General features: G+C 59.8%; 32 protein-coding genes. 2 read left to right on the top strand and 30 right to left on the bottom strand.

The annotated features are described in order from the left end of the window. Positions 1-21: 21 nt before the first annotated feature. Positions 22-420, bottom strand: coding sequence for an acyl-CoA thioesterase (locus Q0P59_RS18000; protein WP_295008947.1), 399 nt, complete (start codon positions 418-420; stop codon positions 22-24). Positions 421-514: 94 nt separating this feature from the next. Between Q0P59_RS18000 and Q0P59_RS17995 the strand changes: the two genes are divergently transcribed. Together Q0P59_RS17995 and Q0P59_RS17990 are read left to right on the top strand one after the other, a co-directional pair. After that, complete coding sequence (locus Q0P59_RS17995) at positions 515-2,323, top strand: ABC transporter ATP-binding protein/permease (protein ID WP_295008945.1); 1,809 nt, start codon at positions 515-517, stop codon at positions 2,321-2,323. Between the two features lie 105 nt (positions 2,324-2,428). Then, positions 2,429-3,946, top strand: coding sequence for a SpoIIE family protein phosphatase (locus tag Q0P59_RS17990; RefSeq protein ID WP_295008943.1), 1,518 nt, complete (start codon positions 2,429-2,431; stop codon positions 3,944-3,946). 79 nt (positions 3,947-4,025) lie between these two features. On the opposite strand, the gene rplQ is transcribed toward Q0P59_RS17990, so the two are convergent. The 29 genes from rplQ to rpsJ form a co-directional block, all read right to left on the bottom strand. Then, entirely contained in the window at positions 4,026-4,427 is a 402-nt protein-coding gene (gene rplQ / locus Q0P59_RS17985) for a 50S ribosomal protein L17 (RefSeq protein ID WP_150429731.1), read from the bottom strand. Positions 4,428-4,483: 56 nt separating this feature from the next. Next, positions 4,484-5,458 (bottom strand): DNA-directed RNA polymerase subunit alpha, encoded by a 975-nt coding sequence (rpoA, locus tag Q0P59_RS17980; protein ID WP_150429730.1) that lies wholly within the window; start codon positions 5,456-5,458, stop codon positions 4,484-4,486. Between the two features lie 23 nt (positions 5,459-5,481). Continuing rightward, entirely contained in the window at positions 5,482-6,111 is a 630-nt protein-coding gene (rpsD, locus tag Q0P59_RS17975) for a 30S ribosomal protein S4 (protein WP_295008940.1), read from the bottom strand. A gap of 12 nt (positions 6,112-6,123) precedes the next feature. Next, positions 6,124-6,513, bottom strand: coding sequence for a 30S ribosomal protein S11 (rpsK, locus tag Q0P59_RS17970; protein ID WP_027456655.1), 390 nt, complete (start codon positions 6,511-6,513; stop codon positions 6,124-6,126). 12 nt (positions 6,514-6,525) lie between these two features. Further along, the gene (rpsM, locus tag Q0P59_RS17965) at positions 6,526-6,888 is read right to left on the bottom strand and encodes a 30S ribosomal protein S13 (protein WP_295008937.1); all 363 of its coding nucleotides are present in this window, start codon (positions 6,886-6,888) and stop codon (positions 6,526-6,528) included. A gap of 49 nt (positions 6,889-6,937) precedes the next feature. Further along, positions 6,938-7,051, bottom strand: a complete 114-nt coding sequence (gene rpmJ, locus Q0P59_RS17960) for a 50S ribosomal protein L36 (RefSeq protein WP_011286109.1) — start codon at positions 7,049-7,051, stop codon at positions 6,938-6,940. 75 nt (positions 7,052-7,126) lie between these two features. Beyond that, positions 7,127-7,345 (bottom strand): translation initiation factor IF-1, encoded by a 219-nt coding sequence (gene infA, locus Q0P59_RS17955; protein WP_027456657.1) that lies wholly within the window; start codon positions 7,343-7,345, stop codon positions 7,127-7,129. A 9-nt stretch (positions 7,346-7,354) separates the two neighbouring features. Next, entirely contained in the window at positions 7,355-8,677 is a 1,323-nt protein-coding gene (gene secY, locus Q0P59_RS17950) for a preprotein translocase subunit SecY (RefSeq protein WP_295008933.1), read from the bottom strand. Positions 8,678-8,697: 20 nt separating this feature from the next. Next, positions 8,698-9,132 (bottom strand): 50S ribosomal protein L15, encoded by a 435-nt coding sequence (gene rplO / locus Q0P59_RS17945; protein WP_150429725.1) that lies wholly within the window; start codon positions 9,130-9,132, stop codon positions 8,698-8,700. A gap of 3 nt (positions 9,133-9,135) precedes the next feature. Next, entirely contained in the window at positions 9,136-9,318 is a 183-nt protein-coding gene (gene rpmD, locus Q0P59_RS17940; RefSeq protein WP_295008931.1) for a 50S ribosomal protein L30, read from the bottom strand. A 3-nt stretch (positions 9,319-9,321) separates the two neighbouring features. Further along, positions 9,322-9,849 (bottom strand): 30S ribosomal protein S5, encoded by a 528-nt coding sequence (gene rpsE / locus Q0P59_RS17935; RefSeq protein ID WP_150429723.1) that lies wholly within the window; start codon positions 9,847-9,849, stop codon positions 9,322-9,324. A 27-nt stretch (positions 9,850-9,876) separates the two neighbouring features. Further along, the gene (gene rplR / locus Q0P59_RS17930) at positions 9,877-10,233 is read right to left on the bottom strand and encodes a 50S ribosomal protein L18 (RefSeq protein ID WP_150429722.1); all 357 of its coding nucleotides are present in this window, start codon (positions 10,231-10,233) and stop codon (positions 9,877-9,879) included. 9 nt (positions 10,234-10,242) lie between these two features. Next, complete coding sequence (gene rplF, locus Q0P59_RS17925; protein WP_295008927.1) at positions 10,243-10,773, bottom strand: 50S ribosomal protein L6; 531 nt, start codon at positions 10,771-10,773, stop codon at positions 10,243-10,245. A gap of 14 nt (positions 10,774-10,787) precedes the next feature. Continuing rightward, on the bottom strand, positions 10,788-11,183 hold the full coding sequence (gene rpsH / locus Q0P59_RS17920) for a 30S ribosomal protein S8 (protein ID WP_150429720.1): 396 nt from the start codon (positions 11,181-11,183) through the stop codon (positions 10,788-10,790). Between the two features lie 15 nt (positions 11,184-11,198). Continuing rightward, the gene (rpsN, locus tag Q0P59_RS17915; RefSeq protein WP_295008925.1) at positions 11,199-11,504 is read right to left on the bottom strand and encodes a 30S ribosomal protein S14; all 306 of its coding nucleotides are present in this window, start codon (positions 11,502-11,504) and stop codon (positions 11,199-11,201) included. 7 nt (positions 11,505-11,511) lie between these two features. Then, entirely contained in the window at positions 11,512-12,051 is a 540-nt protein-coding gene (rplE, locus tag Q0P59_RS17910; protein ID WP_275707777.1) for a 50S ribosomal protein L5, read from the bottom strand. 9 nt (positions 12,052-12,060) lie between these two features. Next, complete coding sequence (gene rplX / locus Q0P59_RS17905) at positions 12,061-12,381, bottom strand: 50S ribosomal protein L24 (RefSeq protein ID WP_295008923.1); 321 nt, start codon at positions 12,379-12,381, stop codon at positions 12,061-12,063. A gap of 7 nt (positions 12,382-12,388) precedes the next feature. Next, positions 12,389-12,757, bottom strand: a complete 369-nt coding sequence (rplN, locus tag Q0P59_RS17900) for a 50S ribosomal protein L14 (protein ID WP_027456668.1) — start codon at positions 12,755-12,757, stop codon at positions 12,389-12,391. Positions 12,758-12,909: 152 nt separating this feature from the next. Next, positions 12,910-13,176: a 30S ribosomal protein S17 gene (rpsQ, locus tag Q0P59_RS17895; RefSeq protein WP_150429716.1), complete on the bottom strand. Its 267-nt coding sequence runs from the start codon at positions 13,174-13,176 to the stop codon at positions 12,910-12,912. Continuing rightward, the gene (gene rpmC, locus Q0P59_RS17890) at positions 13,173-13,367 is read right to left on the bottom strand and encodes a 50S ribosomal protein L29 (RefSeq protein ID WP_027456670.1); all 195 of its coding nucleotides are present in this window, start codon (positions 13,365-13,367) and stop codon (positions 13,173-13,175) included. The genes rpsQ and rpmC overlap by 4 nt, the downstream gene beginning before the upstream one ends. Before the next feature lie 2 nt (positions 13,368-13,369). Next, positions 13,370-13,783, bottom strand: coding sequence for a 50S ribosomal protein L16 (rplP, locus tag Q0P59_RS17885; protein ID WP_150429715.1), 414 nt, complete (start codon positions 13,781-13,783; stop codon positions 13,370-13,372). Further along, entirely contained in the window at positions 13,784-14,569 is a 786-nt protein-coding gene (gene rpsC, locus Q0P59_RS17880; RefSeq protein WP_295008917.1) for a 30S ribosomal protein S3, read from the bottom strand. A gap of 9 nt (positions 14,570-14,578) precedes the next feature. Continuing rightward, entirely contained in the window at positions 14,579-14,908 is a 330-nt protein-coding gene (gene rplV, locus Q0P59_RS17875) for a 50S ribosomal protein L22 (RefSeq protein ID WP_295008915.1), read from the bottom strand. Positions 14,909-14,917: 9 nt separating this feature from the next. Further along, entirely contained in the window at positions 14,918-15,193 is a 276-nt protein-coding gene (gene rpsS / locus Q0P59_RS17870; RefSeq protein ID WP_076091637.1) for a 30S ribosomal protein S19, read from the bottom strand. Between the two features lie 10 nt (positions 15,194-15,203). Continuing rightward, the gene (gene rplB / locus Q0P59_RS17865) at positions 15,204-16,031 is read right to left on the bottom strand and encodes a 50S ribosomal protein L2 (protein ID WP_295008911.1); all 828 of its coding nucleotides are present in this window, start codon (positions 16,029-16,031) and stop codon (positions 15,204-15,206) included. Further along, positions 16,031-16,333 (bottom strand): 50S ribosomal protein L23, encoded by a 303-nt coding sequence (gene rplW, locus Q0P59_RS17860; protein WP_150429711.1) that lies wholly within the window; start codon positions 16,331-16,333, stop codon positions 16,031-16,033. Before rplW ends, rplB begins: the two co-directional genes overlap by 1 nt. Further along, entirely contained in the window at positions 16,330-16,953 is a 624-nt protein-coding gene (rplD, locus tag Q0P59_RS17855; protein WP_275707769.1) for a 50S ribosomal protein L4, read from the bottom strand. Before rplD ends, rplW begins: the two co-directional genes overlap by 4 nt. 9 nt (positions 16,954-16,962) lie before the next feature. After that, positions 16,963-17,601, bottom strand: coding sequence for a 50S ribosomal protein L3 (rplC, locus tag Q0P59_RS17850; RefSeq protein WP_295008907.1), 639 nt, complete (start codon positions 17,599-17,601; stop codon positions 16,963-16,965). 110 nt (positions 17,602-17,711) lie between these two features. Beyond that, positions 17,712-18,023, bottom strand: coding sequence for a 30S ribosomal protein S10 (rpsJ, locus tag Q0P59_RS17845; protein ID WP_028994183.1), 312 nt, complete (start codon positions 18,021-18,023; stop codon positions 17,712-17,714). Positions 18,024-18,137 lie beyond the last annotated feature (114 nt).

The raw sequence follows: 18,137 nt of genomic DNA, 5'->3' as shown, positions 1-18,137 counted from the left end.
CGGATTTTAGACCATTTCCGGTCAATTTTCGGGCGGAACATTCCGTTTCATGCCATTGCCGTCGATCGCCACGTAGGTCAACTCGGCCTCGGTGACCTTGACGATGAGCGGAGCGGCGTAATTCCGCTCGGCGTACACTTCGACGCGCACCGTGATCGAGGTCGTCCCGACACGCACGATGTCGGCATAGAAGCTGACGATGTCACCGACCGAGATCGGTTGCTTGAACATGAAGGAATTGACCGAAACGGTCGCCACCCGCCCCTTGGCGCGATGCATGGCGGGAATGGCCCCGGCGACGTCGACCTGGGCCATCACCCAGCCGCCGAATACGTCGCCGTTCTGGTTGAGGTCGGCCGGCATCGGTACGACGCGCAGCGTGCAGTGCTTGGCGGGAAGCGCAAGGAAAGCGGAAGTCATGATTCACCCGTAACGAATGTACAGCGGGATTTTCCCGTAAAGCGGGCGGTTTTCATATACTTGCCCGACCATAACAATTCGATTCTCATCCCCCATGCGCCGCTCCACCGCCCTCCCCAAACCGCCCGCCGGCCAGGCGCTTGCCCAGACCCACGTGTGGCTGACCTTGCGCACGCTGTTTCCCTACCTGTGGCGCTATCGGCTGCGCGTGCTCGCCGCGCTGGGCTGCCTAATCGGCGCCAAGCTCGCCAACGTCGGCGTGCCGATGATTTTCAAGGAAATGATCGACGGCCTGGGCGGCGAACAGCAGGTGCTGGCCCTCCCGGTCTTGCTGCTCGCGCTGTACGGCATCCTTCGCTTCTCCACCTCGCTGTTTACCGAACTGCGCGAAATCCTCTTCGCCCGCGTCACCCAGCGGGCGGTACGCCAGGTGTCGCTGGAGGTGTTTCGCCACCTGCACGCCCTGTCGCTGCGCTTCCACCTGGAGCGCCAGACCGGCGGCGTCTCCCGCGACATCGAGCGGGGCAGCCGCTCCATCTCGAGCCTGATTTCCTACACCCTGTATTCGATCCTGCCGACGCTCGTCGAGATCGGACTCGTGCTGGCGATTCTTTTCGTCAAGTACGACATCGGCTACGTGCTCATCACCCTCGCTTCGCTGATTGCCTACGTGGTGTTCACGGTCCGGGTCAGCAACTGGCGCATCGACATCCGCCGGGCGGTCAATGAAAACGATTCGGCCGCCAACACGCGCGCCGTCGATAGCCTGCTCAACTACGAGACGGTCAAGTATTTCAACAACGAGGACTGGGAAGCCCGGCGTTACGACGAGCAACTGCTCAAGTGGGAGGACGCGGCCACCCGCAGCCAGACCACCCTCGCCTACCTCAACCTCGGACAGGCGGCGATCATCGCCCTCGGCGTCACCGCCATGATGTGGCGCGCCGCCAGCGGCGTCGTTGCCGGCCAGATGACCATCGGCGACCTGGTCCTGGTCAATGCCTTCCTGATCCAGCTGTACATGCCGCTCAACTTCCTCGGCATCGTCTACCGCGAAATCCGCCAGGCATTGACCGACATCGAACGGATGTTCAACCTGCTGCACGAGAATCAGGAAATCGCCGATTCGCCCGACGCCCGCGAACTGCCATCCGGACCGTTGCAGATCAACTTCGACGCGGTCGACTTCGCCTACGAAGCCAATCGGCAAATCCTGAAGAACCTGAATTTCGCCATCGCACCGGGCAAGACCGTCGCCGTCGTCGGCCATTCCGGCGCCGGCAAATCGACCCTGGCCCGGCTGCTCTACCGTTTCTACGACGTGCGCGGCGGCGCCATCCGCATCAACGGGCATGACCTGCGCAGCCTGCGCCAGGGCAGCCTGCGCGCGGCCATCGGCATCGTTCCTCAGGATACGGTGCTGTTCAACGACACCATCTTCTACAACATCAACTACGGGCGGCCGACCGCCAGCCGCGAGGAAGTCATGGCCGCCGCCCGCGCCGCGCAGTTGCACGATTTCATCGAATCCCTGCCGCTCAAATACGACACCAAGGTTGGCGAGCGGGGGCTCAAGCTGTCCGGGGGCGAAAAGCAGCGCGTCGCGATCGCCCGGGCGCTCCTCAAGAACCCGCCCATCCTGATCTTCGACGAAGCCACCTCGGCCCTCGACTCGGCGACCGAACGCGCCATCCAGGCCCAGCTCGAGCAGGCCGCCATCGGACGCACGACGCTGATCATCGCGCACCGCCTGTCGACCGTCATGAATGCGGACGAAATACTGGTGATGAGCGCCGGCCACGTCATCGAACGGGGCACCCACCCGGCGCTGCTGGCCGCGGGAGGTCAATACGCGACGATGTGGATGCTCCAGCAGCAGGAAGAACAGCAAAACCAGGGCTGAAGCGCCCGTTTCGCCGCTGTCGCCCGGTCACGCCGTTCCCGCGGCGTGATAGGATTGATGGCAATTTTTTTCGTTGGCGCTGGCCCCTCCTCCATGCATGCCCTGATGTCCAAAATGAAGGTGTTGGCGGTTGATGACAACCGGACCAACCTGCACATCCTCCAGGTATTCCTGAAGAAGCTCGGACACGAGGTCATCCTGGCCGAGAATGGCGAGGAGGCGGTCCGCAAGTTCGAAACCGAATCCCCGGACCTCGTGCTGCTCGACATCATGATGCCGGTCATGGACGGCTTCGAGGCCGCCCGGCGCATCAAGGGCATGACCCGCGACCGATGGACGCCGGTCATTTTCCTGTCGGCGCTCAATCGCGACGAAAACCTGGTGGAAGGCCTCGACGCCGGCGCCGACGACTACCTGACCAAGCCGATCAACTTCGTCGTCCTCGAAGCCAAGCTGCGCTCCATGCAGCGTTCGCTATCGATGCAGCAGGTGGCCATCGACTCCCTGCATCGGGTCCAGGCCATTTCCGACAACGTACTCGACGCCATCATCACGTCGGATGACCAGGGCGTCATCGTTTCCGCCAATCTATCCGCGGAACGCATCTTTGGCTGGAACCAGAGCGAAATAGTCGGCCGCAACATCGCCATGCTGCTGCCCGACGAGGCCTCGGCCAAACGCGCCGGACAGCCGGGCGGGACCCCACCTGCGGTCAGCGGCAACGAGCAGGAAGTGCTGGCCCGCCACAAGGACGGGCATCAGTTCCCGGCAACGCTGTCGATCAGCCAGGTCATGCTCGATAACCAGCAGATGGAAATCTGCGTCGTTCGCGACATCACCGAGCGCAAGCAAGCCGAGCAGCAGCTGCGGGCCAACGCCCGGCAGCTGCAAACCTACTACGACCAGACCCAGGCCGAACAGCAACTGGCGCTTCGCCTGATGGAAAAGCAGTTGCACCGCAGCGGCCTGCGCGACCGTCGCCTGAAATACAAGGTCATCCCCGCCGAACACTTCAGCGGCGATATCGTCGCCGCCACCCGCTCGCCCGACAACCGTTTCTACGCCTTGCTGGCCGACGCCACCGGGCACGGCCTGGCCGCCGCCATCAGCGCCCTGCCCGTGCTTGCGCTTTTCTACCGGATGACCAAATTGAACCGGACGGTTCAGGAGATCATCCTCGAACTGAACCAGCAGTTGAAGGAATCGATGCCGGTCGGCCGCTTTGTCGCGATTACCCTGGTTTGCCTTGACGAACAATCGCGCCAGGGCGAAATCTGGGTCGGCGGGACGCCGGAGGCCTTCCTGTTCGATCGCTGGGGCCGCACCACCAAGACGTTCCCATCCGCCAACCTGCCGCTCGGGATTGTCGCCAGCTCGGAACTGGGCGGAGAACCCATCGCCTTTTCGTGGGAAGCGGAAAATCAGCTCGTCCTGTGCTCGGACGGTTTGCTCGAAGCCACCAACCCGGCCGACGAGCAGTTCGGGACCTCGGGCTTGATACAGGCGATCGCGAACACCTCGCCCGGCGACCGCTTCCCGAAGATCGAAGCCGCGCTGCAAGCCCACCAGAACGGAACGCCCGCCAGCGACGACGTGTCGCTGATGCTGATCGATTGCCCCTGAAACCGGGGCCGATCCCAGGAATAATCCCAGGAATAAAAAAGGCCGGAAATTCCGGCCTTTTTCTTTGAGCAATACTGGCTTATTCGCCAGCCGATTCCTCGATCTCGACAGCCTCGGTCGGTTCCGGGCGGTCCAGCAGTTCGACGAACGCCATCGGCGCATTGTCGCCGACGCGGAAGCCGCACTTCAGGATGCGCAGGTAGCCACCCGGACGGGTAGCGTAGCGCGGGCCGATCTCGGCGAACAGCTTGACCACGATCTCACGGTCGCGCAGGCGGTCGAATGCCAGGCGCTTGTTGGCGAGGGTCGGGTTCTTGCCGAGGGTGATCATCGGTTCGACGACACGACGCAGTTCCTTGGCCTTCGGCAACGTGGTCTTGATGGCCTCGTGACGGAGCAGGGAAACGGTCATGTTGCGCAGCATCGCCAGGCGATGGCTGCTGGTGCGGTTCAGTTTGCGAAGTCCATTGCGGTGACGCATGGTTAATCCTTTCTATGTTCTGCAGGCGTCCCTTGACTGCCCTGATCGGAAAAGGCTTACGCCTTTTCCAGACCGGCGGGCGGCCAATTTTCCAGTTTCATGCCCAGCGTCAGGCCGCGTGCGGCCAACACTTCCTTGATCTCGTTCAGCGACTTGCGACCCAGGTTCGGGGTCTTGAGAAGTTCGTTCTCGGTACGCTGGATCAGATCGCCGATGTAGTAGATGTTCTCGGCCTTCAGGCAGTTCGCGGAACGAACCGTCAGTTCGAGATCATCGACCGGACGCAGGAGAACCGGATCGACTTGGGCGGGCTTGGAAGCCTCGGCCACCGGGGCCGTGCCTTCCAGATCGGCGAAGACGGAAAGCTGTTCCATCAGTACGCGGGCTGCGTAGCGGATGGCTTCTTCCGGCTCGACGACGCCGTTGGTTTCGATATCGACGATCAGCTTGTCGAGGTCGGTACGCTGTTCGACACGGGCGCTTTCGACGGCGTAGGCCACGCGGCGGATCGGGCTGAACGAAGCGTCCAGAACCAGCTTGCCGATGGTCTTGGCGTCGCCAAGGTTGCGCACGTTACCCGGCACATAGCCGCGACCCTTCTCGACCTTGATCTCCATGGCGAGCTTGCCGCCCGGAGAGAGGTGAGCGATCACGTGTTCCGGATTGATGATTTCCACGTCGTGCGGCAACTCGATGTCAGCAGCACGAACAGCGCCTTCACCTTCCTTGACCAGCTTGAGGTTCACGACGTCGCGGTTGTGCAGCTTGAAGACGATGCCCTTCAGGTTGAGAAGGATATCGACCACATCTTCCTGCACGCCATCAACGGTGGAGTACTCGTGGAGCACGCCATCGATGCCGACTTCAGTCGGCGCGTAGCCGACCATGGACGACAGCAGGATGCGACGCAGTGCATTGCCCAGGGTATGGCCATAGCCGCGTTCGAACGGCTCCATGACCACCTTGGCCTGCACGGGCGAAACGCTCTGCACGTCAATGATACGGGGTTTCAGAAGTCCACTGCTTTGCATGGGCTAGATCCTCTGCTCAGTGCTTACTTCGAGTAAAGTTCGATGACGAGACCTTCGTTCAGGGTCGCCGGCAGTTCGGAACGTTGCGGCATGGCCTTGAACGTGCCCTTGCCTTCCTTGACGTCAACCGAAATCCACTCCGGGAAACCGCGGGATTCGGCGGCCTCGAGAGCGGCCTTGCAGCGCAGGGAAGCGCGTGCACGGTCGGTCAGCTGGACGACATCGCCCGGCTTGACGAGGTAGGACGGGATATTGACGCGCTTGCCGTTAACCAGAACGCCGTTGTGACGGACGACCTGGCGCGATTCGGTACGGGAAGCACCGAAACCCATGCGGTAGGCGACGGAATCCAGGCGGGCTTCCAGCAGCTGCAGCAGGTTTTCGCCGGTCTGGCCCTTGCGGCGGTCAGCTTCGGCAAAGGTCTTGCGGAACTGGCCTTCCAGCACGCCGTAGACGCGACGGATCTTCTGCTTGGCACGCAGGTGGACGCCGTAGTCGGACAGACGGGCGCCGGATTTTTGACCGTGCTGTCCCGGAGCGTAAGAACGACGCTCGATGGCACACTTGTCGGTAAAGCACTTTTCGCCCTTCAGGAACAGCTTTTCGCCTTCGCGGCGGCACTGACGGCATTTCGGATCGAGATTACGAGCCACTTGTCTTTCTCCTTAGATGCGGCGCTTCTTGGGCGGACGGCAGCCGTTGTGCGGCACCGGCGTCACGTCGGAAATCGCGGTGATCTTGATGCCCAGCGCGTTCAGTGCGCGGACAGAAGATTCGCGGCCAGGACCAGGGCCCTTGATGCGGACTTCCAGATTCTTGACACCGCATTCCTGGGCAGCCTTGCCAGCCGCTTCGGCAGCGACCTGGGCGGCGAACGGGGTGGACTTGCGGGAGCCGCGGAAACCGGCGCCACCGGAAGTCGCCCAGGACAGCGCGTTGCCCATGCGATCGGTAATGGTGATGATGGTGTTGTTGAACGAAGCGTGGATGTGGGCGATGCCCTCGGCTACGTTCTTCTTGACCTTTTTGCGAACTTTAGGTGCAGTCTTTGCCATGTTCAGTCCCTATTACTTCTTGCCAGCGATGGCCTTGCGCGGGCCCTTGCGGGTACGAGCATTGGTACGGGTGCGCTGACCACGGCAGGGCAGGCCCTTGCGATGGCGCAGGCCACGGTAGCAACCGAGGTCCATCAGGCGCTTGATGTTCATGGTGACTTCGCGGCGCAGGTCACCTTCAACGGTGAACTTGCCCACTTCGTCACGCAGACGGTCCATGTCCGCATCGGACAGGTCCTTCATTTTGGTAGTACGACCAATGCCGGCTGCATCACAGATTTTCTGTGCGCGGGTGCGGCCGATGCCGTAAATCGCGGTCAGCGCGATTTCAGCATGCTGATGGTTCGGAATGTTTACCCCTGCAATACGGGCCATTCTATCGCTCCAATATTTCGAAAATTAACGAATGCCGACTCGACAGGGCTTAGCCCTGGCGCTGCTTGTGACGCGGATCCTTGCAAATGATGCGCACGACACCCTTGCGGCGGATAACTTTACAGTTGCGGCAAATGCGCTTCACTGAAGGTTGAACTTTCATGTTTTACTCCTCGTCTGCGAGAGCTTGGAAGCAGCCGTGATTCCTTGCCCTGCGGTTTATTGCGTAGAGAACTTTTTACTTGGCCCGGAAAACGATCCGGGCTTTCGATAAATCATATGGCGTCAATTGGACGGTAACCTTGTCGCCAGGAAGGATGCGGATGTAGTGCATGCGCATCTTTCCGGAGATAAAGCCATGGACGATATGTCCATTTTCCAGCTTGACCTTGAAGGTCGCATTCGGGAGGTTCTCGACAACCTCGCCTTGCATCTCGATGTAATCTTCTTTTGCCATGAGTAACTATTACTTGATCATCGGCGAACCCTTGAAGTTTGCTTTCTTCAAGAGACTTTCATACTGGTGCGACATCACGTAAGCCTGCACCTGAGACATGAAGTCCATGGTAACGACCACGATAATCAACAAAGAGGTACCACCGAAGTAGAACGGCACGTTCCACTTCAGAATCAGGAATTCCGGCAGCAGACACACGACGGTGATGTAGGCGGCACCGATCAGGGTCAGGCGCATCAGAATCTTGTCGATGTAGCGTGCGGTCTGCTCGCCCGGGCGGATACCCGGAACGAAGGCGCCGCTCTTCTTCAGGTTGTCCGCGGTTTCCTTGGAATTGAAAACCAGTGCGGTGTAGAAGAAGCAGAAAAATACGATCGCGGCGGCGTAGAGCATCACGTAGATCGGCTGCCCCGGCGACAGGGTGGCAGCTACGTCCTTCAACCACAGCATCGACTCGCTGGAACCGAACCAGTTGGCCACGGTTGCCGGAAAGAGAATGATGGACGACGCGAAGATCGGCGGAATGACGCCCGACATATTCAGTTTCAGCGGCAGATGCGAGCTCTGGCCACCGTAAATCTTGTTGCCGACCTGGCGCTTGGCGTAATTGACCAGAATCTTGCGCTGGCCACGCTCGACGAAGACGACGAAACCGGTAACCGCGACAACCAGCACGCAGATGATCAGTGCGGTCAGCGGGTGCATGGCACCGGTACGAACCAGTTCGAGCAGGCCACCGATGGCATTCGGCAGACCGGCGGCGATACCGGCGAAGATGATGATCGAGATGCCGTTACCCAGGCCGCGCTCGGTGATCTGCTCACCCAGCCACATCAGGAACATGGTCCCGGTAAGGAGGGTGGACACCGTGGTCAGGCGGAACATGAAGCCCGGGTCATTGACCAGGCCAGCCTGCGCCTCGAGGGCCACGGCGATGCCCAGCCCCTGGAACAGGGCGAGGATGACCGTACCGTAACGGGTGTATTGCGTGATCTTGCGGCGGCCGGCTTCACCCTCTTTCTTGAGGGCTTCGAGCTGCGGACTGGCCACGCTCATCAATTGCATGATGATCGACGCCGAAATGTACGGCATGATCCCCAGTGCAAAAATGGTGAATCGCGACAAGGCACCACCCGAGAACATGTTGAACATGCCCAGGATGCCGCCCTGCTGCGAATTGAAAAGGTCAGCCAGAACGTTGGGGTCAATCCCCGGAACCGGAATGTGCGCGCCGATGCGGTAAACCACGAGAGCGCCCAGCAGGAACCAAAGCCGGCGCTTGAGATCGCCGAATTTGCCACCCTTGCCTACGGTATTGGGATTTGCTGCCAACGTTCTAACCTTTCCCTTTGTTACTCGGCGACGGAGCCGCCAGCGGCTTCGATCGCAGCCTTGGCACCCTTGGTGGCGCCAACGCCCTTCAGGACAACCTTGCGGCTGATGGCACCGGACAGGATGACCTTGGCCGACAGCGCATCGCCCGGAACGATACCGGCTGCTTGCAGAGCCAGCAGGTCGATTTCGTCAACCGGCAGACGATCCAGGTCGGTCAGGCGGACTTCGTAGTTGCGGGCGCGGGTCAGCGAATTGAAACCGCGCTTCGGCAGACGACGCTGCAGCGGCATTTGACCGCCCTCGAAGCCAACCTTGTGGAAGCCGCCGGAACGGGACTTCTGACCCTTGTGGCCGCGGCCGCAGGTCTTGCCCAGGCCGGAACCGATACCGCGGCCGACGCGCTTGGCGGCCTTCTTCGAGCCTTCGCCCGGTTTGATGGTATTCAGACGCATGGCTTAACCCTCAACCTTTACGAGATACTGAACCTTTTGGATCATGCCGCGCACTGCCGGCGTGTCTTCCAGTACAGAGGTGCTGTTCAGCTTGCGCAGGCCCAGGCCGCGCACGGTGGCGCGATGGTCCTGCTTGGTGCCGATGATGCTCTTGACGAGCTTCACAGTGATTTTCTTGTCAGCCATGACTTACCCCAGGATCTGATCAACAGACAGGCCACGCTTGGCAGCGATTTCTGCCGGCGTATTGACCTTCGACAGACCGTCGATGGTGGCACGCACGATGTTGTAAGGATTGGTGGAGCCGTGAGCCTTGGCCACAACGTTGGTCACGCCGACAACTTCGAAGACGGCACGCATGGCGCCGCCGGCGATGATGCCCGTACCTTCCGGAGCCGGCTGGATCATCACGGTGGTTGCACCATGACGGCCCATGACGGTGTGATGAACGGTACCGTTGCGCAGGCTGACCTTGGCCATCTTGCGACGGGCCTCTTCCATTGCCTTCTGCACGGCCACCGGCACTTCGCGGGACTTGCCCTTGCCCATGCCGATCGCGCCATCGCCATCGCCAACCACGGTCAGTGCAGCGAAACCGAGGATACGGCCGCCCTTCACCACCTTGGTGACGCGGTTAACCGCAACCATCTTCTCGCGCAGACCGTCGTCGCGCTCTTCAGCCTGTTGCGGCTTCTTGTTTCTTTCAGGTTTAGCCATTTCTTAACCTCGTCCTTTCGCCGTCGGTTAGAACTTCAGGCCGCCTTCACGCGCGGCTTCAGCCAACGCCTGAATACGACCGTGGTACTGGAGACCGGAGCGATCAAAGGCCACCTGCTCGATACCGGCGGCCTTGGCGCGCTCGGCGATCAGCTTGCCAACAGCAGTGGCAGCAGCCTTGTTACCGCCGTTCGTGACGTCGCCACGAACGTTCTTGTCCAGCGTGGAAGCCGAAGCCAGAACCTTGCCGCCGCAGGGCGAAATGATCTGGGCGTAAATGTGGCAGTTCGTGCGGTTAACGCACAGACGCACAGCTTTGAGTTCGGCGATTTTGGCCCGGGTTTTGCGGGCACGGCGCAAACGCGCTTGCTTCTTGTTAAACATATGCCACCCTTACTTCTTCTTGGTTTCCTTGATAACCACCACTTCGTCCGAGTAACGAACGCCCTTGCCCTTGTAGGGCTCCGGCTTGCGATACGCACGAACTTCGGCAGCTACCTGACCGACTTGTTGCTTGTCCGCACCCTTGATGACGATTTCCGTCTGGGTCGGGCATTCAACCTTTACGCCGGCCGGCATCTTGTGCGCGACCGGATGAGAAAAGCCGAGGGAGAGATTCAGCGTGTCGCCGGCGGCCTGGGCACGGTAACCCACGCCAACCAGCTGCAGCTTGCGCTCAAAGCCCTTGGAAACGCCGGTCACCATGTTGTTCAGGTTGGCACGCATGGTGCCCCACATGGCAGCCGCATTCTCGGCGCCAGCAACCTTGGAAACAACAACGCTCTGACCTTCAACGGCAACGGTGACGGCCGGATGAGCAGCAGCCTTCAAGGTGCCCAGCGGGCCCTTGACGACGATTTGCTCACCAACGCTAACTTCGACACCGGCCGGCAGCACGACGGGATTCTTACCAATACGAGACATGATCGGTCAGCTCCTTAGGCCACGATGCACAGGACTTCGCCACCAACCTTGGTAGCGCGGGCCTTGCGGTCGGTCATGACACCCTTCGGGGTGGACACAATCGCCACACCCAGGCCGTTCATGACGCGCGGGATATCTTCGCAGCCCTTGTAGATACGCAGGCCAGGCTTGGAAACGCGCTCGATACGTTCGATGACCGGACGGCCAGCGTAGTACTTGAGGGCGATTTCGAGGGTAGCCTTGCCGTCGTTCTGACGGACTGCGAAATCTTCGACATAGCCTTCATCCTTGAGGACGGCAGCGATAGCGGCCTTGACCTTGGACGAGGGCATGGAGACAGACGCCTTCTCGGCGAGCTGGGCGTTGCGGATGCGAGTCAGCATGTCCGCGATCGGATCGCTCATAGCCATTTCTGTATCTCCTGATTACCAGCTGGCCTTAACAACACCCGGGATCTCGCCATTGAAGGCCAGTTCACGGATCTTGTTACGACACAGACCGAATTTACGGAAAACGCCACGCGGACGACCAGTCAGCTGGCAGCGGTTGCGCAGGCGCGACGGGCTGGAGTTGCGCGGCAGGGCCTGCAGCTTCAGACGGGCTTCGTAACGCTCCTCGTCCGACAGGCTCGCGTTGTTGAAGATTGCCTCCAGGGCAGCGCGCTTCTTGGCGTACTGAGCCACCAGCTTGCGGCGCTTTTCTTCACGGTTGATCAGAGCAAGTTTTGCCATGATTGCCTCAATTCTTGAACGGGAACTTGAAGGACGTCAGCAGCGCCTTGGCTTCTGCATCGGTCTTCGCGGTCGTGGTGATGCTGATGTTCATACCCCGCAGAGCATCGATCTTGTCGTACTCGATTTCCGGGAAAATGATCTGTTCCTTGACACCCATGTTGTAGTTGCCCTGGCCGTCAAAACCCTTGCCGGAGATACCACGGAAGTCACGAACGCGCGGCAGCGCGATGGTGACCAGGCGATCCAGAAACTCGAACATACGCGGACCACGCAGGGTGACCATGCAACCGATCGGGTAGCCATCACGAATCTTGAAGCCGGCGATCGACTTGCGAGCCTTCGTGGTGACCGGCTTCTGACCGGCAATCTTCTGCATGTCGCCAACGGCGTTTTCCAGAACCTTCTTATCGGCGACCGCTTCACCGACACCCATGTTCAGGGTGATCTTGGTGATGCGGGGCACTTCCATCACGGACTTGTAGCCGAACTGCTTGGTCAGGTCGGAAACAACGGTGTCCTTGTAAAACTGTTGCAAACGCGCCATGTCGATTCCTTATGCGTTCACCAGTTCGCCGTTCGACTTGAACACGCGAACCTTGCGGCCATCTTCGAGCACCTTGATGCCGACACGATCGGCCTTCTTGGTTGCTGCATTGAACAGCGCAACATTGGAGATATGGATCGGCATGTCCTTGTCAACGATGCCACCGGCCACACCCTTGATCGGGTTCGGCTTGACGTGCTTCTTGGCACGATTGACACCTTCGACAACCACATGCTCGCTATCAACACGAAGCACGACGGTGCCGCGCTTGCCCTTGTCTTTACCGGTAATGACGACGACTTCGTCGCCCTTGCGAATCTTTTCCATCATCCGCTCCTTACAGAACTTCCGGAGCCAGGGACACGATCTTCATGAAGCGCTCGGTACGCAGTTCGCGGGTCACCGGGCCAAAGATGCGCGTGCCGATCGGCTCGAGCTTGTTGTTGAGGAGGACTGCGGCATTGCCGTCAAAGCGTACCAGCGAGCCATCAGGACGACGCACACCCTTGGCGGTACGAACCACCACGGCGTTGTAGACATCACCCTTCTTCACGCGACCGCGCGGCGCAGCGTCCTTGATGCTGACCTTGACGATATCGCCAATACCAGCATAACGGCGCTTGGAGCCACCCAGCACTTTGATACACATTACCGAACGCGCACCGGTGTTATCGGCGACGTCCAGAATCGTCTGCATCTGAATCATTTAAATTAACTCCAACTTAATCCGCTTGCGCGGTCAGTCTTGGAACCCGTACGGGTCGAACAACTTTACGGGACCAGGACGGCGCCCGCAAAAAAGAAGCCGGATTATACCGGCTTCTTTTTATACTGCGCAAGCGTTTTTAAAAACTTTCGTTATACAACGATCGCCTTTTCCAGAACGCTGGTCACAGCCCAAGTCTTGGTACGGGAAACCGGGCGGGTTTCGACGATCTCGACGAGATCGCCAGCCTTGGCGGTGTTGCCGTCGTTATGGGCGTGATACTTCTTGGAACGAACCATCACCTTGCCGTACATCGGGTGCTTGACCTTACGTTCGACCAGGACGGTAACCGTCTTGTCCATCTTGTCGCTGACAACGCGACCGATCAGAGTGCGCTTGATGCTGGTGGTTTCGCTCATTGCTGCACCGCCTTTTCACGGATAAGCGTGCGCACACGAGCGATATCGCGACGCACCTTGGACATTTGGCTGGTATTGGACAGCTGCTGGGTAGCAAGCTGCATACGCAGACCGAACTGGGCCTTCAACAGGTCCAGCAATTCCTTGTTGAGCTCGTCCACGCTCTTGGTTCTCAATTCACTAGCTTTCATGATTACCCCAGATGACGAGTCACGAAGGTGGTGGCAATCGGCAGCTTGGCAGCGGCGAGTGCAAATGCCTCGCGAGCCAGCGCTTCGTTGACACCATCCATTTCATAAAGGACCTTGCCCGGCTGGATTTCGGCGACCCAATACTCCGGGTTACCCTTACCGTTACCCATACGAACTTCGGCCGGCTTCTTGGAAATCGGCTTGTCCGGGAAGATACGGATCCAGATGCGGCCACCGCGCTTGATGTGACGAGTCATGGCGCGACGGGCAGCTTCGATCTGGCGAGCCGTCAGGCGACCGCGACCGATAGCCTTGAGACCCCACTCACCGAAGGAGACCTTCGTACCGCGAGTCGCCAGACCTTCATTGCGGCCCTTATGCTCCTTGCGGAACTTGCGACGATTAGGTTGCAACATTTAGGCACCTGCCTTTCTGACGTTGCGCTTGGCCGGAGCATCACCGTCAGCCTTCTTGACGGTGCGGGTACGCGGCTTGTCGCCTTCGGGCTTGCCCGGGGCGCGACGCGGACGACGCTCTTCGGCTGCCGGCTCTTCGGCGACCGGCTGGGCGTTACGGTCGAGCATGTCGCCCTTGTAAACCCAGACCTTGATACCGATGATGCCGTAGGTGGTCAGCGCTTCGGAAGTTGCGTAGTCGATGTCGGCGCGCAGGGTGTGCAGGGGCACACGACCTTCGCGATACCATTCGCTACGGGCGATTTCAGCACCGTTCAGACGGCCGGCGCTCATCACCTTGATACCCTGGGCACCGAGGCGCATGGCGTTCTGCATCGCGCGCTTCATGGCGCGACGGAACATGATGCGCTTCTCGAGCTGCTGGGCGATCGAATCGGCGATCAGCTGGGCATCGATTTCCGGCTTGCGGATTTCTTCGATCGACACATGGACGGGAACGCCCATGATGCGCTGAAGGTCCGTACGCAGTTGTTCGATGTCCTCGCCCTTCTTGCCGATGACCACGCCCGGACGGGCGGAGTAAACGGTGACGCGGGCATTCTTGGCCGGACGCTCGATCAGCACGCGACCAACCGAGGCGTGCGCCAGCTTGCGCTTCAGGTACTCGCGTACCTTGACGTCTTCCTGCAGCATGCCCGGGAAGTCCTTGCTGTTGGCGTACCAACGGGAACTCCAGTTTTTGGTGACGGCCAGACGAAAGCCAGTCGGATGAATTTTCTGTCCCATGGCTCTTCCTTAGTTACCAACGGTCAGATAGATATGGCAGGTCGGCTTGCTGATCCGATTGCCACGACCCTTGGCGCGCGCGGTGAAACGCTTCAGCACCATGCCTTTTTCGACGTAGATGATTTTCACCTTCAGTTCGTCGATATCAGCGCCGTCGTTGTGCTCGGCGTTGGCGATAGCCGACTCCAGCACCTTTTTGATGATACCAGCGCCCTTGGTCGGGCTGAAGGCCAGGATGTTGAGAGCCTGACCAACCGGCTTGCCGCGCACGAGATCCGCCACCAGGCGGCCTTTTTGCGCAGAGAGGCGTACGCCCCGCAGACTTGCACGAGTTTCCATGTCAGCTCCTTACTTCTTGGCCTTCTTGCCGGCGGTGTGACCCTTGAACGTACGGGTCAGCGAGAACTCGCCGAGCTTGTGACCGACCATATTCTCGGTGACGAACACCGGGATATGCTGCTTGCCATTGTGGACCGCGATCGTCAGGCCGATGAACTCGGGGAGGATCGTCGAACGACGCGACCAGGTCTTGATCGGGCGCTTGTCATTGGTGGCGCGAACTGCCTCGACCTTGTCGATCAGGTGCGCATCAATAAACGGGCCCTTTTTGAGAGAACGTCCCATTTCCTACCCCTTAACGCTTGTGACGGCGCTGAACGATCATGCTGTTCGTGCGCTTGTTGCTGCGGGTACGGTAACCCTTGGTGGGCTGACCCCACGGGTTAACCGGAACACGACCTTCGCCGGTCTTGCCTTCACCACCACCGTGCGGGTGGTCGATCGGGTTCATCGCGGTACCGCGGACGGTCGGACGAATGCCACGCCAGCGCTGAGCACCGGCCTTGCCGATCTTGCGCAGGTTGTTTTCTTCGTTACCGACTTCACCGACGGTGGCGCGGCACTCGACGTGCACACGACGAACTTCGCCGGAACGCAGACGAATCTGGGCGTAGGAACCTTCGCGCGCCAGCAGCTGAACGGAAGTACCGGCGGAGCGAGCGATCTGCGCACCCTTGCCCGGCATCATCTCGACACAGCAGATGGTGGTACCGACCGGGATGTTGCGGATCGGCAGCGCATTGCCAGACTTGATCGGGGCTTCCGAGCCGCTCATGATCTGCTGACCGACCACCATGCCCTTGTTGGCGATGATGTAACGGCGCTCGCCGTCGGCGTAGCACACCAGAGCGATGTTGGCGGTACGGTTCGGATCGTATTCCAGACGCTCAACCTTGGCCGGGATACCGTCCTTGTTGCGCTTGAAATCGACGACGCGATAAGCCTGCTTGTGACCACCGCCCTGATGGCGAACGGTGATACGACCGTTGTTGTTGCGACCGGCGTTCTTGGACTGCGACTCGACCAGGCCGGCAAACGGCTTGCCCTTGTGCAGATCGGCATTGACCACCTGGACAACACCGCGGCGACCCGGGGAGGTAGGTTTGACTTTAACGAGAGCCATTACGCATTGCCCCCTTCAACGAAATTGATTTCCTGACCCGGCTTCAGGCTCACGTAGGCCTTCTTCCAGCCCTTGCGACGGCCGGTTGCACCCTTGAAGCGCTTGACCTTGCCCTTGACGTTGGCGACCTGAACGGCCTCAACCTCAACCTTGAACAGGAGCTCGACAGCAGCCTTGATTTCCGGCTTGGTCGCATCGGATGCGACACGGAAAACCACTTGCTCATGCTTGTCGGCAACGTAGGTAGCCTTCTCGGAGATTTGCGGTGCCAGCAGCACCTGCATCAGACGCTCTTGATTCATCCCCACATCTCCTCGAACTTGGCCACGGCATTCTTGGTAACCAGGACCTTGTTGAAGCGGACCAGGGAAACCGGATCAGCTTCCTGGGCTTCCAGGACCAGAACATTGGGCAGGTTGCGCGACGAGAGGTAGAGGTTCTCGTTCAGCTCGTCGGTAACAACCAGAAGATTGCCTTCCAGACCCATGCCCTTGAGCTTCTGGGCAAACAGCTTGGTCTTCGGCGCATCGATGGACAGATCGTCGATCACCACCAGACGGTCCTGACGGGCCAACTCGGAGAGGATCGCAGCCATGCCGGCGCGGAACATCTTCTTGTTAACCTTCTGGGAATAGTTTTGGTCCGGCGAGTTCGGGAAAATCCGACCGCCCCCACGCCACAGCGGGCTGCCGTTCGAGCCAGCACGGGCACGACCGGTGCCCTTCTGACGCCACGGCTTGGTGGTGGTGTGACGGACTTCGGAGCGATCCTTCTGCTTGCTGTCGCCAGAACGGGCATTCGCCTGGTAGGCGACGACGATCTGGTGCACCAGCGCTTCGTTGAATTCGCGACCGAACAGCACATCGGAAGCCTGCAGCTTGGCAGCTTCCTGACCTTGTTCGTTAATAACCTTCAGTTCCATGTCGCCCCCTTAAGCCTTGACTGCCGGACGCACGACGACGTCAGAACCCTTGGCACCCGGAACAGCGCCCTTGACCAGCAGCAGCTGGCGCTCGGCATCGACGCGAACGATGGTCAGGCTCTGCAGGGTCGACTGCACGTCGCCCAGATGGCCGGCCATGCGCTTACCCGGGAAAACACGACCCGGATCCTGCGCCATACCGATGGAACCCGGCGCATTGTGCGACACCGAGTTACCGTGGGAAGCACGGTTGGAGCTGAAGTTGTGGCGCTTGATACCACCCTGGAAACCCTTACCGATCGAGGTACCGGTCACATCAACCTTTTGCCCTTCGGCAAAGATGGTGACAGCGATCTGATCGCCGGCCTTGAAATTGGCCAGTTGATCAGCTTCGACCTGGAATTCCTTGAGCACATGCCCGGCTTCCACACCTGCCTTGGCCAGATGGCCAGCCAGGGGCTTGGAAACACGAGAGGCACGGCGCTTGCCGAATGCGACCTGAATGGCTGCGTAGCCATCGATCTCCGGCGTTTTGACTTGGGTCACGCGGTTATTGGACACGTCAAGCACAGTTACCGGGATGGACGCGCCATCCTCGGCAAAAATGCGAGTCATGCCAACCTTGCGACCAACAAGGCCTAGACTCATGGTTATTCTCCTCATCGCCGGCTGCGATTGGCCGGTCGATGTAAAACAACAAATGGGCAGCCGTTGCCGGCCACCCCCGAAAGGCGCGGATTATATCCGCAAAACTACAATTACTGCAACTTGATCTCGACGTCGACGCCAGCCGGCAGATCCAGCTTCATCAGGGCATCAACAGTCTTGTCGGTCGGATCGACGATATCCATCAGACGCAAATGGGTACGGATCTCGAGCTGATCGCGGGAAGCCTTGTTCACGTGCGGCGAACGCAGGATGTCGAAACGCTGCTTGCGGGTCGGCAGCGGAACGGGACCACGAACGACAGCACCGGTACGCTTGGCGGTCTCGACGATCTCCTGGGCGGATTGATCGATCAGACGATAGTCGAAGGCCTTCAGACGGATACGGATTTTTTGGCTTTGCATTTTCTTGGCTTCCAAAGAACGATGGGGTGAGCGTTACCCACCCCGGTTTTCAAAAAGAACGATTACTCGATGATCTTGGCGACGACGCCGGCGCCGACGGTACGACCGCCTTCG

The sequence above is a fragment of the uncultured Dechloromonas sp. genome (assembly GCF_945957265.1).
Lineage (GTDB): Bacteria > Pseudomonadota > Gammaproteobacteria > Burkholderiales > Rhodocyclaceae > Azonexus.
The sequence above is the reverse complement of the archived record's forward strand: the minus strand, read 5'-3'. Positions and strand labels throughout refer to the sequence as shown.